This is a genomic window from Halopseudomonas sp., assembly GCF_038130085.1.
Lineage (GTDB): Bacteria > Pseudomonadota > Gammaproteobacteria > Pseudomonadales > Pseudomonadaceae > Halopseudomonas.
Window position 1 is genome coordinate 1 of sequence record NZ_JAYPMU010000030.1, and the last position, 14,275, is coordinate 14,275.

Annotated in this window: 11 protein-coding genes and 1 other RNA gene; 5 read left to right on the plus strand and 7 right to left on the minus strand. The window is 59.4% G+C overall.

What is annotated here, in order from left to right; translation table 11 throughout:
• A partial coding sequence (locus tag AAFM31_RS16105) for a hypothetical protein (RefSeq protein WP_341708927.1) occupies window positions 1-306 on the plus strand: 306 nt, incomplete at its 5' end.
• Here the strand turns inward: AAFM31_RS16105 and AAFM31_RS16110 are convergent.
• The 5 genes from AAFM31_RS16110 to AAFM31_RS16130 all read right to left on the minus strand — a co-directional run bounded on the left by AAFM31_RS16110 (window position 239) and on the right by AAFM31_RS16130 (window position 5,443).
• Window positions 239-1,690 (minus strand): site-specific integrase, encoded by a 1,452-nt coding sequence (locus AAFM31_RS16110; protein WP_341708928.1) that lies wholly within the window; start codon window positions 1,688-1,690, stop codon window positions 239-241. The two genes, AAFM31_RS16105 and AAFM31_RS16110, sit on opposite strands and share 68 nt — an antisense overlap.
• Before the next feature lie 79 nt (window positions 1,691-1,769).
• An RNA gene (gene ffs, locus AAFM31_RS16115) (signal recognition particle sRNA small type) lies at window positions 1,770-1,866 on the minus strand.
• 74 nt (window positions 1,867-1,940) lie between these two features.
• Complete coding sequence (locus AAFM31_RS16120) at window positions 1,941-3,569, minus strand: methyl-accepting chemotaxis protein (RefSeq protein ID WP_341708929.1); 1,629 nt, start codon at window positions 3,567-3,569, stop codon at window positions 1,941-1,943.
• A gap of 254 nt (window positions 3,570-3,823) precedes the next feature.
• Window positions 3,824-4,741, minus strand: coding sequence for an AEC family transporter (locus AAFM31_RS16125; protein ID WP_341708930.1), 918 nt, complete (start codon window positions 4,739-4,741; stop codon window positions 3,824-3,826).
• A 51-nt stretch (window positions 4,742-4,792) separates the two neighbouring features.
• On the minus strand, window positions 4,793-5,443 hold the full coding sequence (locus AAFM31_RS16130) for a thiopurine S-methyltransferase (protein ID WP_341708931.1): 651 nt from the start codon (window positions 5,441-5,443) through the stop codon (window positions 4,793-4,795).
• Window positions 5,444-5,553: 110 nt separating this feature from the next.
• Here AAFM31_RS16130 and AAFM31_RS16135 point away from each other — a divergent pair, with 110 nt between their 5' ends.
• From AAFM31_RS16135 to AAFM31_RS16150, 4 genes are all read left to right on the plus strand, one after another.
• Window positions 5,554-7,296, plus strand: coding sequence for a potassium/proton antiporter (locus tag AAFM31_RS16135; protein WP_341708932.1), 1,743 nt, complete (start codon window positions 5,554-5,556; stop codon window positions 7,294-7,296).
• A gap of 81 nt (window positions 7,297-7,377) precedes the next feature.
• Complete coding sequence (locus tag AAFM31_RS16140) at window positions 7,378-9,747, plus strand: heavy metal translocating P-type ATPase (RefSeq protein WP_341708933.1); 2,370 nt, start codon at window positions 7,378-7,380, stop codon at window positions 9,745-9,747.
• The gene (gene cueR, locus AAFM31_RS16145; RefSeq protein WP_341708934.1) at window positions 9,744-10,133 is read left to right on the plus strand and encodes a Cu(I)-responsive transcriptional regulator; all 390 of its coding nucleotides are present in this window, start codon (window positions 9,744-9,746) and stop codon (window positions 10,131-10,133) included. Before AAFM31_RS16140 ends, cueR begins: the two co-directional genes overlap by 4 nt.
• Before the next feature lie 20 nt (window positions 10,134-10,153).
• Window positions 10,154-11,041, plus strand: a complete 888-nt coding sequence (locus tag AAFM31_RS16150; RefSeq protein ID WP_341708935.1) for a LysR family transcriptional regulator — start codon at window positions 10,154-10,156, stop codon at window positions 11,039-11,041.
• On the opposite strand, the gene flgL is transcribed toward AAFM31_RS16150, so the two are convergent.
• Complete coding sequence (gene flgL / locus AAFM31_RS16155) at window positions 11,025-12,287, minus strand: flagellar hook-associated protein FlgL (RefSeq protein WP_341708936.1); 1,263 nt, start codon at window positions 12,285-12,287, stop codon at window positions 11,025-11,027. The genes AAFM31_RS16150 and flgL overlap by 17 nt on opposite strands.
• A 13-nt stretch (window positions 12,288-12,300) precedes the next feature.
• Window positions 12,301-14,274: a flagellar hook-associated protein FlgK gene (flgK, locus tag AAFM31_RS16160; protein ID WP_341708937.1), complete on the minus strand. Its 1,974-nt coding sequence runs from the start codon at window positions 14,272-14,274 to the stop codon at window positions 12,301-12,303.
• Between the last annotated feature and the right edge of the window lies 1 nt (window position 14,275).

Genomic DNA, 14,275 nt, shown 5'->3' on the forward strand with positions numbered 1-14,275 from the left:
TTCATGGCTTCATCTTCTCAGGAGTTGAAGCCTCCGCGAAACCCGGGGCGGTTCATGGAGAAGGCCATCGCCCAGGCCAAGGTGCTGAAGGCAGAGCGCGACCGCCTCGCCCTGGAGAACAAGGAGATGGCACCGAAGGCTGTCGTCTTCGAAAACTGCGTGGCGCTGCGTCAGGAGTCCTTGGCCACCTTCGTGCGTACCCTGGAAGGCGTCAACACGACAACCCCACCATCACCTCTCAGCCCAGCCACTCCAGGGCATCAAACTCCACCGCCTCGATCACAGGGGCCAGCACTTCTGGCCTGAAATCCTTTCCGTATCGACTGAACGTGATCCCACCACTTTGGTGGCCAAGAATGCCGCCCACCAACGACTCAGCTATACCCTTCTGCTTCAAATGATCAGCAAGCGTGTGGCGAAAGCTGTGAAAGTCCTTCCGCTCTGCCCTATCACGGAAACCCAGCTGATCACGAATCCTAGCGAACCACTTGGAGGGAGCTGCTCCGTAACCATGAGCGTTGTGTAAGGTCAGCTCAGCAAACAGGCGTTGGTATCCTGCATTTCGTTGCGATTGGACGAAGTCTAGGAACCCGAGCTCTTTCAACTTCGAGTGAATCGGCACAAGCCTTTCAGAGGTCACAGTCTTGAGCTTCTGATCTGGCCTAATCGCTCGGATGTGGAGGCAGTCGATACCGTTGATCCTGACCACGTCATCCAGATATAGCTGACATAGCTCATTGAGTCGCGCCCCGGTGTACAGGCCCAGCAACGGCAGCCAGAACTTGTAGGGCTGCGCCGAGCTGGAAGACGCATAAACCTGCTTTGAAAACAGACGACGCAGATCATCTCCAGTAAAAACGCTACGCTCGTCGCTGACCTTGCCTCGCTGCCTGACTCGGAGCCCATCAAACGGGTTACGCTCGCAGTAGCCTTCACGGATGGCGTAGGAAAAGAAGGTTGTCAGGTTCTTAACGTAGTTATTGAACGTGGTAAGAGTAATCGTGGTAGTCGCGGTCTCAATGATCTGCTCTAGCGACAAGCCTTCAGGAAGCTGATAAAGCCTTGGCGGCAGCTTCAGGGCCACTTCTCGAAACTGGCGGGCATCCTGCCTGGAAATAATATCGACGGGCAAATCTCCGACAATTCGCATAAACAAACCCGCAACCGAACGTTTATCGGCAATAGTCTTAGCGCTTATCGCCTCGTACTCCTGCTGCCCCAAGCACTCTTCGACAACCTTTGAAAATCTGGGGGCACCGCTTGGAGCATCGCCAATTAGCCCAGCAACCTTGCGCTGCCTCACAGAAGAGGAGGCATCTCGAGTTTTGCGAGCGTGAGCCCGCTCTTTGCTGCGAGCCTCTTTGCGTGTGCTGGCCTTATCCGCAACAGCGACCAGTTGCTGCTGACGTAACCAAGACGCCCAGCTGGCGACACGCTTACCGGTGGTCTCCCAAGTCCCTCGAAGAGAATCGAGAGAAGGTCTGGCACCTTGAAATGCCTCGGTGTAGAGACTCTGAACCTGAAGCAGCATTTCTCGCCCACGAATCAAGGCTTCTCGCCTACAGCGGGTCTGTAGCGAGCGTCTGATCTCAGAACAGGGAAAAAGCGGTCGCAGAACGCCTGGCACCACAATCCTGAAATAGAAGATCGAGTGTCGGGACAACCAGAGGTAGGAAGGGACAGAAGACACGGTGGATCACCCCTTGGATCACTGTCGCAATCAGGGCAAAAAACCGATAAAAATCAAGGAGATAAATAGTTGGAGGCAACCCCATCAGCCACACCCCGGCACACGATATGACCGCTGCGGCTGCTCCCTTCCGGGCCTGACCGGGTTCACGGCTGATCATTGCGAGGGGACCGATGGGGCCACCATAGCGACCTGAGCTTGCTCAGGCCGCGCTATTGTAACGGCTTGCGCTCAACTTACAACCCGAATATCAGGTTTTAAACCGACCAACCTGCTGCTGCAGGTTGGCAGCCAGACGTGCCAAGGCGTTGCTGGCATCACGGCTTTCCTGCGACGACTGGGCTGACTGGTTGGACAGGTCACGAATACCGCTGATGTTGCGCGCAATGTCTTCAGTGGTCTGACTCTGCTCCTCACATGCCGCGGCAATCTGTGCTGCCATGTCATTAATGCGCATGACCGAGGCCGACGTCTCGTTCAGAGACGACTCAGTCACCCCTGCTTTTTCGACGCTTTGAGCAGCCAGTTCAGCGCCGCGCTGCATTACCGATACCGCCTGGCCAGTACCACTCTGCAGCTTCTGAATCATCTGCTGGATGTCACGGGTTGAATCCTGAGTCCGGGCAGCCAAGGCGCGCACCTCATCTGCCACCACCGCAAAACCACGTCCCTGCTCACCGGCACGCGCAGCCTCGATGGCCGCGTTGAGCGCCAGCAGGTTGGTCTGTTCAGCGATACCTTCAATGACGCTCAACACGCCACCAATCTTGTCGGTGTCCTGCTCCAGGTTATTGATAACACCCGCTGCTTCTTCGACATCCGCAGCCAGACGGCGCAGATCATTCATGGTTGCCGAGACGACTTCGGACGCAGAATGCCCCTGACGATCAGCTTCGCGCGCCGCATCGGCTGTGCTGTGCGCGTTATCGGCGACTTCATGAATAGCCGCGCTCATTTCTGTCGCTGCGGTACTGACTTGGTCGACCGCCATGTATTGTTCGCTGACCAGTTTCTCCTGCCCCTCAGCAATAGCACTCATCTGCTCCGCAGCCGAAGCAACCTGCAAAGTGGAGTCTGCTACATCACGGATCAGGTTCTGCAGTTGCGCCAAAAAGTCATTTACTGCGCAGCTCAACTCGCCCAGTTCATCCTTGGAGTGCACAACCACCCGCTGGGTGAGATCCCCTTCGCCATTGGCGATATCGCGAATGCGCTGCAGCAACTCGCGCAGCGGACTGGTGATCAGCCCCGGGAAGAACAGGATCATGACCAGGCAGACCACCCCGCCGATGGCAACGACGATGGCAACGCGAGCATGGCTGGCCGCGACGTCAGCGCTGGCTTCCGATTCTTCCTGCGCAGCTTGCTGATTAACCAACTCGGTCATCGAATTGATGAGCTCTCGGGCAGCTGAGAACTGCTCGTAACCAGAGCCGTAACTGATATCACTCGCCTTCGCGGCATCGCCAGCACGGGCCATCCGAACGTTCTCAACCGAAGTAGCCTTCCACTTCGCAAAAGCTCTGGCGAACTCGTCTGCCAACGCGCGGCCTTGTGCGGAATCGGTCGACGCACCATAACGTGCGATGCGGTCACTGGCTTGCTGCATGTTGTCGGTGTGCTCTGCACTCAGCCCATCCGCCACCACGCCTTCGATAATCGCGCGCTCGGCTGCCAGCGCCTGATACATATCCCGATCAGCCTCGAGCACAACCGAGCTTTGCGGCAACAAGTGCGCAGATACTCGCACAAGACGGGATTCCACCTTCGAAACAGCCCAGAAGGCGGACAGGCCCAACACAGCAAAAAGCCCGGCGAGGATAAGAATTGGAAGGGTCAGTTTCCAGCGGAAACCCAAATCACGGAAAAGACTAAGCATGGCTAGTTTTCACTCTTGTCAGCACGGCAGGCGAGACCCGTCAACGAGTCAGCGAAAAATCCTTGGAGGCAGGCTGGATGACGCGACGCAGTACGACCTACTGCAGCCGAAGTGCTCTATTTAGCGCACTTTAAAATCGCTTCCTGTTTTCAAGTATCGACCATTACAGCTAAAGCATTAGCCTTTATTAGTCATTTTTTTCATAAAAAACAGTGCAGTTACAATGCAATTCCAAATTGATATTAATTGGCCTCTTAATACAACCAAGAGATCATAAGCGGGATATAAATAAGCGCTACCAGTGTGCTCAACAATGCAGTCCCTGCAACCTGTCTAGGATGCGTATCCAGCAGCGTTGCGATAACAACGGTGTTTGCGGCAATCGGGGTAATCGAGATCAACAGAATGGCTTGATACACCGCCGTGTCATAGAGCTGAAACACATGGCTGTCGACCCAGCAAAATGCCAAGGCCATCAATGGCCAACTGATGAACTTTCCGGCCAGCGCGAGTCCGGTAAAACGCAGATCCCCCGCCAGCCCGTGAAAGCTCAGAATGCTCATGCCGATGATCATCATGCCAAACACGCTGTAGGCCCCGCGCAAGTTGTCGAACAGCGGTACGAACGCATCGGGAATAGAGAGCCCTGCGCCATTCAGTGCAATGGCCAGAAAAAACGCATATAGCGACGGCAAGCGTGCGACCTTCAACAGGCAATCACGAATCCCGAAGCGCCCGCGCGCGGCCAGATAGAAGCCCACTGACGTCTCGAACAGCGTGGTTCCGAGCATGCAGACGATGTAAATAGCCAGGCCCTGCTCACCAAACAACAGCAACGCGACCGGGATACCGAAATACCCGGTGTTGCCAGTGCCCACTGCGAGGGGAATCATGTTTTCCCCTGCTCCGGCAAACCAGCGTCGCGCGATCTGCAGATGGATCCAGCCGGTCAGGCTGCACAGGGCAAAGGTCAGGAACGGCAGCAGAATCACTTCCGCCGACAGCGGCGCGCGCATGACGCCTGAGAACACCACTGACGGTGTGACGATATACATCATGATGCCGGCGATATGCTTACCGCTGGCATCCAGATAACGACCGGCCAACCAGCCGAGGCCGACCGTCACATAAAGGGGTAATAACTTATAAAGCAAAGCTAGCGCGGCCAGCATGGCGACTCCGCAGGATTCAGGCAGTGCGACAGTCTAGCAGCGCCACCCTGCTCAGTCAGAGATCAGGTAGACCCGCTCGACTAGAGAACGCATGCCCTGGCTGGCAAACACCGCGTGGTCGGCCAGGACGTCCTGCTCGTCCAGAACCTCGATCTGACAACCCTCGTACAAGCGTCTTACCTCTGCATCCGGCACGCTGAACGGCGGCCCCGGTCGTTGCTCCTGCGGGTAGTCCAGGGTCACCAGCAACATCCGCCAGCCGGCGGGTAGCAAGGCACGCTGGTGCGCCACATAGCGCGCGCGCATTTCCGGCGGCAGCGCAATCAGCGCCGCGCGATCATAAACGGCCTTGATACCATTCAACTGCTCCGCCTGCAGGGCAAAAAAATCCCCGCAGAACAGCTCGAAGCCGGCACCTTCGGCGATCTCGAACTCACCACTGCTGCGCCATTGCAGCGCCAACTGATGCTCCGCCGAGAAATCCTCCAACGCAGCGCGCGCCAATTCGACGCCGCGCACTGAATGCCCCTGCTCGCGCAGCCAGAGCAGATCCAGCGACTTGCCACACAGGGGCACCCAGACCGGCTCCTCGCCACCGAGCTGCAACCGAGGCCACCAGCGCTGCAACAGTGGATTAATCGAAGCCTTGTGAAATCCGATTTCCCCGCGCTGCCAGCGCGTATGCCAGAACTCTGCGTCCATCCTGCCCTCCCCTGTGTGCAATGCGTTGACTATACAGCAATTTTTTTACCCCTCCGGAGCAGAAACGATATAGTGAAGCGGTTCCGCCCACCCGCCCCGAGCACCGCTTAATGGATTACATCAACACCCTGTTTCTGATCGGAGCCGTATTACTTTGCTTCAGCGTGCTGGCCAGCTCGCTGTCTTCACGTTTGGGCATCCCGCTGCTGTTGATCTTCCTGATCATTGGCATGCTGGCGGGGGTGGATGGTATCGGTCGCATCCAGTTCGAGGATGCCAACACAGCGTTTCTGATCGGCAGCTTGGCGTTGGCCATCATCCTGCTCGACGGCGGCATGCGTACGCGGGTGGAAAACTTCCGAGTCGGTCTCTGGCCCGCTATGTCACTGGCCAGTCTGGGCGTGTTGATCAGCGCCGCGCTAACTGGAGCACTCACCGCCTGGCTGCTGGAACTGCACTGGCTGCAGGGTTTGCTGCTGGGCGCCATCGTCGGTTCGACCGATGCGGCAGCGGTGTTCTCGTTGCTGCAGGGCAAGGGTCTGAACCTGAAGCAGCGCGTCGGCGCCACCCTGGAAATCGAGTCTGGCTCGAACGACCCGATGGCTATTTTCCTGACCATTACCCTGGTCGAAATGCTTGCCAGCGGTCAGACCAGCTTCAGTTGGTCATTTGCCCTGCTGCTGATTGAACAGTTCGGGATTGGGGCGCTGTGCGGTCTGGCTGGCGGCTTTGCTCTGGTGTGGCTGGTCAACCGGGTCACCCTGCCCGCCGGTCTCTACCCGCTGCTGATTACCAGCGGCGCCATCATGGTATTTGCCGCGACGAACAAGATCGGCGGCAGCGGCTTTCTCGCGATCTATCTGACCGGCCTGATTCTCGGCAACAAACGGGTGCGTAATCTGCAGAACATCCTTCAGGTGCAAGACGGGATGGCCTGGCTAAGCCAGATCGGCATGTTCCTCATGCTGGGTCTACTGGTGACGCCAAGCGAGATGGTCATCATCGCCCTGCCGGCCGTGCTGATTGCGCTGTTCCTGATTTTCGTTGCCAGGCCGATAGCGGTGATGATTTGCCTGATTCCATTTGTCTTCTCCTGGCGTGAACGCCTGTTTATCGCCTGGGTCGGCCTGCGTGGTGCGGTACCGATCATCCTGGCGATATTTCCATTGCTGGCGGGGCTGGACCAGGCGCAGTTGCTATTTAACCTGGCCTTTGTCGTGGTACTGGTCTCCTTGCTGCTGCAGGGTTCGTCGCTGCCGCTGGCAGCACGCCTGTGCAAGGTAGAAATTCCGCCGCAACCGGAACCGCTGCAACGCACAAGCCTGGATACGGCAATCGAGGGTGACTTCGAACTGCTGATCTACCAATTGGACAACGCCAACTGGTGTGTCGGTGTGGCCCTGCGCGACCTCAAGATGCCGGAGGATACCCGGATCGCAGCACTGTTTCGCGGCAACCACCTGTTGCACCCCACCGGTAGTACTCAGCTGGCACTCGGCGATGTGCTCTGCGTGGTCGGCCGGCCTCGAGATCTACCGGCGCTGTCCAAGCTGTTCAGCAAAGCCCAGCCGCCGCGCTACCTGGAAAACCGCAGTTTCTTCGGCGACTTCATCCTCGAAGGCGAGGCGACCCTTGGCGAGGTTGGCAAGTTCTACGGCTTTGCCGTGCCGGAAGACATGCGCAGCCAGAGCCTGGCGGCCTTCTTCAGTCGTCAGTTTGGCGGCCATCCAGTAGTGGGTGACCAGATCGAGTGGGAAGGCCACACCTGGGTGGTGGCCGCGATGGATAACGACTGGATACTTAAGGTAGGCCTGAAACTGGGCGCAGGAACCAGTCCGCCATTCGGTTTCTGAGCAGGGCTGACAACAGGGCTTGACTCTGACATCGTGTCAGGGTTGAGGATAGACTCACCTGATCCGTGATGGAGTCGCCCCATGTCTGAATTTACCCTGCATATTAATGGCATGCACTGCGCCAGCTGTGTCGGCAAAGTTGAAGCCGCGCTCACCGAGGTCTCCGGCGTCGAGCACGTTGCTGTCAACCTTGCCGCCGAGACCGCGCGCTTAGAAATTAATGAGCCCGCAGCGTTGGTCAGTGCGGAAGCCGCCTTGAACCGGGCTGGCTACGCGCCTCGAACGCAAGAGGCCCAACTGCAACTGCAGGGTCTGACGTGCGCGGGCTGCGTGCGGCGGACCGAACAGGCGCTCCTGGCGGTGGATGGCGTCCTGTCCGCACAGGTCAACCTGGCCAGCCAACAAGCCCGGGTGAAGGTACTCGACGGCACCGATCTGGACAACATACTGCGCGCCCTGCGTGAAGTGGGCTATCCCGGTCACTGGCTGGACAACGAGAAACCACTGGCTGACAACGGCCCTGACCTGCGAGGCGAACGCCGCTGGCTGATGGGCTCAGCGCTGCTGACCGCCCCCATGCTATTAGCCATGTTCCCTGCACTGTTTGGCGCCGGTCACTGGATGCTGCCGGGCTGGTTGCAGCTGATTCTGGCGAGTCTGGTGCAATTCGTCTTCGGCGCACGCTTTTATCAGGGTGCCTGGCACGCCCTGCGCAACCGCACTGCCAACATGGACCTGCTGGTCGTGCTCGGCACCAGCGCCGGATGGTTGCTCAGCAGCTGGAATCTGTTTGCCAGCGGCGGACATTCCACACACCTCTACTATGAAGCCTCGGCAACCATCGTCACCTTCATCCTGCTTGGGCGTTATCTGGAAACCCGCGCCAAAGGGCAAACACTGGAGGCCATCCGCGCACTCACCTCGCTGCGCCCGGATGTGGCACGACTGCGCGACGCAGACGGCGAACGAGAGGTTCCGCTGAGTCAGATTATTCCCGGTGACCACTTGGTCGTCCGGGCCGGTGAACGTATCCCTGTAGATGCTGATGTGATTGAGGGCAACAGCCACGTTGACGAGTCCATGCTCACCGGCGAAAGCCTGCCCGTCGACCGCAGCCCCGGCGATCCGGTACGCGCCGGCAGCCTGAATCAGGACGGCCTCTTGGTGATCAAGACCAGCGCCGTGGGCAAGGACACCATGCTGGCGCAGATTGTGCGCATGGTAGAGAACGCGCAAAGCTCCAAGGCGCCGATCCAGCGTCTGGTGGATCGCGTCGCCGCCATCTTCGTTCCGATCGTAATCGTCATTGCGCTGCTAACCTGGGGCATCGGTAGCCTGCTGATTGGCCCACAAGCCGCGCTACTGAACGCCATCGCCGTACTGGTCATCGCCTGTCCTTGCGCTCTCGGCCTGGCAACGCCCACCGCCATCATGGTCGGCACTGGCGTCGCCGCCCGCTACGGCATTTTGATCCGCGATGCCGAAGCCCTTGAGCGTGCTCGTCAGGTCAACGCAGTGGTTTTCGACAAGACCGGCACCCTGACCCGCGGCAAGCCCAGCCTGACCCACATCGAGGCCGTTGGTGACGCCGATACCGCTGAGGTGCTGCGTGTCGCCCTGGCAATTCAACAGCAGGCCGAACATCCGCTGGCGCGTGCTGTCTGTGACTACGCCACCGAACATGGCGTGAGCACCGAGGCCGCAGAGGACCTGCAGGTGCTGGCCGGGCGCGGCGCCCGTGGCCAGGTTAACGGCCAGACCACCTGGCTGGGCAATGCGCGACTGATGGAGGAGCAAGGCTTGGAGCTCGCTCCCCATATCGCCCGCGCCCAAGCGCTGCAAGCCGATGGCGCCAGCCTGTCATGGCTGGCTCAGGGCGACCGTGTGCTGGGCATGCTCACCTTCGCCGACAGCCTGAAAGACAACGCAGCAGAGACAGTGTCCCGGCTCCAGCGTCAGGGCATCGAAACCCTGCTGATCAGCGGCGACAGCCAGAATGCGGCCGAGCACATCGGCCGCCAGCTGGGCATCGACCAGACCCGCGGCAACGTACTGCCGGCCGACAAGGTCGGTGAAATCGAGCGACTGCAGCAGCAAGGCAAGATCGTTGCCATGATCGGTGACGGTATCAACGACGCTCCGGCGCTGAGCACGGCTGACGTGGGCATGGCGATGTCGACCGGTACTGATGTAGCAATGCATAGCGCCGGTATTACCCTCATGCGTGGCGATCCCGCGCTGGTGCCCATGGCGCTGGCCCTGTCGCGCCGCACCGGCGACAAGATTCGCCAAAACCTGTTCTGGGCCTTCGTCTACAACTGTCTGGGGATTCCGTTGGCCGCGATTGGCTTGCTCAACCCGATGATCGCCGGCGCGATGATGGCCGCCAGTAGCGTGTGTGTCGTCAGCAACGCGCTGCTGCTCAAACGCTGGAAACCGGAGGATGCATGAACATCAGTCAGGCAGCAGAGACCAGCGGGCTTAGTCCGCGCATGATTCGCCACTATGAGAAGATCGGGCTGCTGCCAGCACCGCCGCGCAGCGAGGGAGGCTACCGCCAGTACAACGAGCGCGATCTGCACACGCTGGGTTTTATTCAGCGCGCGCGCCGGCTGGGCTTCAGCATGGAGCAGATCCACCGGCTGCTGCAGCTCTGGCAGGACCGCACGCGCTCCAGTGCCGAAGTCAAGGCACTGACCGCAGAGCACCTCGAGGAGCTGGAGGAGAAAATCCGCGACCTGCAAGCCATGCGTGATACCTTGGCCCAGCTGGCTAGCTGCTGCAGCGGTGACGACCGTCCGGACTGCCCTATCATCCATTCGCTGGCCAACGACTGATCCGCTATTGAGGGAGCTGCATGGAGTTGAAATCGCTGCGCCACTTCGTGGCTCTGGTGGAGCATCAGGGCTTTGCCCGGGCCGGTGAAGCCATTGGCCTGAGCCAACCAGCACTGAGCCGCAGCATCCAGAACCTTGAGCAACGGCTGGGCTGCGAACTGGTCAGCCGCTCGGGCAAGGGCGTGGAGCTGACGCCCCAGGGGGAGCTGGTACTCGAACACGCGCGCCGGCTTATCGCCGGCAGCAAAGCGATGCGCAATGCGCTGCGCCAGTTCAACAATCTGGAGGCGGGCGAGCTACTGATCGGTGGCGGACCATTTCCAGCAGCGGGGCTACTGCCGAGAGTCCTCGGCGAATTTAATCGACTCTACCCGGCAGTGAAGGTGCGTCTTGAGGTGCAACACTGGGTCGCCCTACGGCAGCAGCTGCTGAATGAAGAAATTGATCTCTTTGTTGCCGACATTCGGGAACTGCAGGGGGACCCGCTGCTACGGGTAACACCGCTGCAACAGCAGCCCAGTCGTCTGTTCTGCCGTGCCGGGCACCCGTTGGCCAATCGCAGCGATCTGACGCCGGCACTGCTGGCGCAGTATCCGCTGGCCTGCTTTCGGGTACCCGATGCGATCTTGCTGGATCTGCGCCGAACCATGCCGCGCGAGGACCCGCAGATCAGCCTCGAATGCGACAACCTCGATGTACTCAAGCGGATGGTGCAACATTGCGATGCGCTGAGTATCGGCAGCCTCGATATCCTGCAGGATGAATTGGCCGCTGGCACCCTCACACTGCTTGATTGGCCAGACCTGATGCCCGGTACCAGCTTTGGCCTGGTAACCCGAGCCCACGGGCCGCTGTCACCCGCAGCGGCGGCCTTTATCGACCTGCTGCAGGCTAACGCAGCAGATTGAACAGACTCAGGCTGCTGACCTTAACAAAGCTCTGCTGCGAGGCTTCCAGCACCACTGATTGCAAGCTGAGGCGACTGAGCGCCTCGGCATAGTCCAGGTCCTCCAGCTGGGAGGTGACCGTGGTGTTGATCAGCGCCACTTCCTCGTTCTCGGTCTGGGTCGACTCGATTACGTTCATCCGCGCACCGATCGTGGTCTGCACGCTCAGCACGTTGTTCATCGCGTTGTCGAGGTTGTCCAGGCTGACCGCAATTACATCACGCAACTGCAACTTGTCGTCGGTGGTAGCGGTACCGTTCTCCAAGGTCTGACGCAGCAGGGAGACGGTTTCAAGAATGCTGCGGGTTTCCCGGTTGGTACTGGTGGCGGTGCTGTCGCCAGTGCTGATGGTAAAGCTGTCGCCCGGCTGCAGGTCGCCGTCGAGCTTAACCGCGACGCCAGCGTAGCGAATGTTGTAGCTGCCATCCTCTTCCAGTTCGAGCGCACCGGTCACCGGCGGCACCAGGGGATCACCAGCGCTGTCGACGATCTCGTAGGTATCGCCTGCCGCACCAATCACAATGCCAACACTGCCCTGCGGGTAGAAGTTGGTGTCGTAATCAGTCTTGTCTTCCACTGTGCCCAGAGAGATACGACCGGTACCGGTGTTAGCGGCTGCCGCTGCGGTATTCACCCGGTTGACGTTGGAGATGTTGACGAACAGCTCCTTGCCGTTGTCATTGATCGCCACGGTCTTGGAACCGGCAATCTGCACCGAGCGCTGCCCCTCGTCACCCTGATAGGTGTAAGTGCCGTCCGCGTTCTTAACGAAAGGGGCTTCGCTGCTCTGGAAGCCGCCAAACAAATACTCACCACGCGCATTACGCGTATTGAAGAGATTGAACAGCTCTTCCTCGCGCTGCTCCAGTTCGGTCGCCAGCGCCCGGCGGTCATCGTCATTGCGCGAGCCATTACCCGCCTCGAGGGCAATTTCACGAATCCGCTGCAGCGAGTTGTTGACCGAGTTGAGGATGCTCTCTTCCTGCGTCAGGCTGTTGTTGGCCGCCGTCATATTGGTGCTGTACTGCTCCAGGCGATTGGACTCCTGACTCAGTTGCAGCAACCGTACGGTGGCTACCGGGTCGTCCGCCGGGGTCAGGATCCGCTTGCCGGAACTGATCTGCTCCTGAGTGCGGGTAACACTGCTGTAGTTGTCAGAGATACCACGCACGCCGCTGTTGAACTGCTGGATAGTTGAAATGCGCATGGAGTGTTACCCGTTATCTAATACTGCTGATCAAGGTGTCGAAAATCGTCCGGGCCACCTGAATTACCTGTGCCGAGGCATTGTAGTACTGCTCGAACTTGATCAGGTTGGCTGCCTCCTCGTCCAGATTCACCGCCGATACCGAATCACGGTTGTTGGTCGCCTGCACCAGCACCGCCTGACTGGACTCCGAGTCAGTACGCGCCTGCGCCGTAAAAGTCGCGACCCGCTGAACCAGATCACCGTAACCGTCGACGAACGAGAACCCCTCTGCCCCATTGGCCTGCCCCAGCACCTTGGCGCTCTGCAGCTCGGACATGACCAGCGCATTGCGGTTATCCGCCACACCGGTATTGAAGTTGAGACTGAAGTTGTCGCCATCCTTCGGTGTACCAGTCAGGCTCATGCTGAAAGTATAGGCCCCGACAGTGACCTCAACGGCGTTGGTCTGACCGGGCGTCACCACCAACGGCGACGGATTCAGCGTCGCGGTGCCGCCGGTCACCTGCAGCTCGCCAGAAGCCGCGTCGTAACTCAGCTCCACCGGCAACAGACCTTGCAGCGCCGCAGGGTCAATCGGCGCCGGGCCGTTGATCAAGGTCGGCTGACTCATGGTGCCGGTGCCGCGGTTGTCCAGACTGGTGTCAACGGATGCGGGCGCTGCAAATGCCAGTTCCTGCGGCTGATCCATCACCACTTCCATGCTGGCAGCGGCAAAACGCGTTGGAGTCAGCAGGAAACGGTCTCCGGCAGCGATACCACCACTGTCCAGTTCAATCGTGAAACCGTCCAGCTCTGGCGGCGGCACGCTGGTCAGGTCATACGGCCCGGTCACGCTGTCGTCGGAGGTACGACGCACGGTGAACTCGGTTGCGCTGGTAAACACCACTTCGTAGTCCGACGTGCTCAACTGCGAGGTGTCGCTGATCAACACGTTGAGTTTGGCATTCGGGTCGCTGTTATTGGCCCGGGCGCGACTACGACCATCCACCAGCTCAGCACTGTTGATATCGTTGAACAAGGCAGAACCGGCATTGCCGTTCAGGTCCAGACCCTGGCCCTGCTGGACGTTGAACTCGCTGGCAATCGACAGCGCCAGGCGGCCAATGGCGTTCAGCGCCGGATCCAGAACATCATCGCGATACTTGATCAAACCGCCCAGCTCGCCACCACTCACCAGTGAGGTGATGTCCTGGGTGGAGTTACCGCTGGTCAACACGATCTCGATCCGCGTCGGATCCGAAGAGCCATTACGAGTCGCCAGCGTTGATGCCTCTTTGCCCACCACCAGTGGCTGACCGGAGCCAACAAAAATGTTCAGGGTGTTGTCGTCCTGCTGTACGACGGTGATACCGATCAGCTCACTCAACTGGCGCACGGCTTCGTCGCGGGCATCCAGCAAGTCATTCGGCTGAGCGCCATTGGCCGAAGCAATGGCAATACTGTCGTTGTACTGCGCAATCGAGGTCGCCAGACGGCTGGTCTGATCAGCGAGCGTGCTGACCTGCTGGCTGATGAACTGGTTCTGGCTGGTCAGACTGTTCTGAACCGTATTGAAACGCGACGCCAACCCCTCTGCCTGCGACAGCACCAGCTGCCGTGCCGGCAGGTTGGCCGGATCTTCAATCGCGGTCTGCAGCGCATCGAAGTAACTTTGCAGACCCGGGGTAATGCCCGTGGCGCTGCTGGAGACGAGGGTGTTCAGCTGCTCCAGTTGCGACTGAAATGCCTGTACCTCGGAATTGGTGGAGGTGGCCGTGCGCACCTGGTTGGTCAGGAACTGGTTATAAATCCGCCCGATGTCGACTACCTTGGTGCCGTTACCGATGTAGCCAGCGCCAGTAAAACTGGCGACCTGCGTTGACTGCAACGCTGACTGTCGGGTGTAGCCCGGGGTGTTGACGTTGGTAATGTTCTGACCGGTCACCGCCAGTTGAGTCTGCGATGCCTTCAGGCCAGTCAGTCCGATACCAAAGAGATCTGCCATG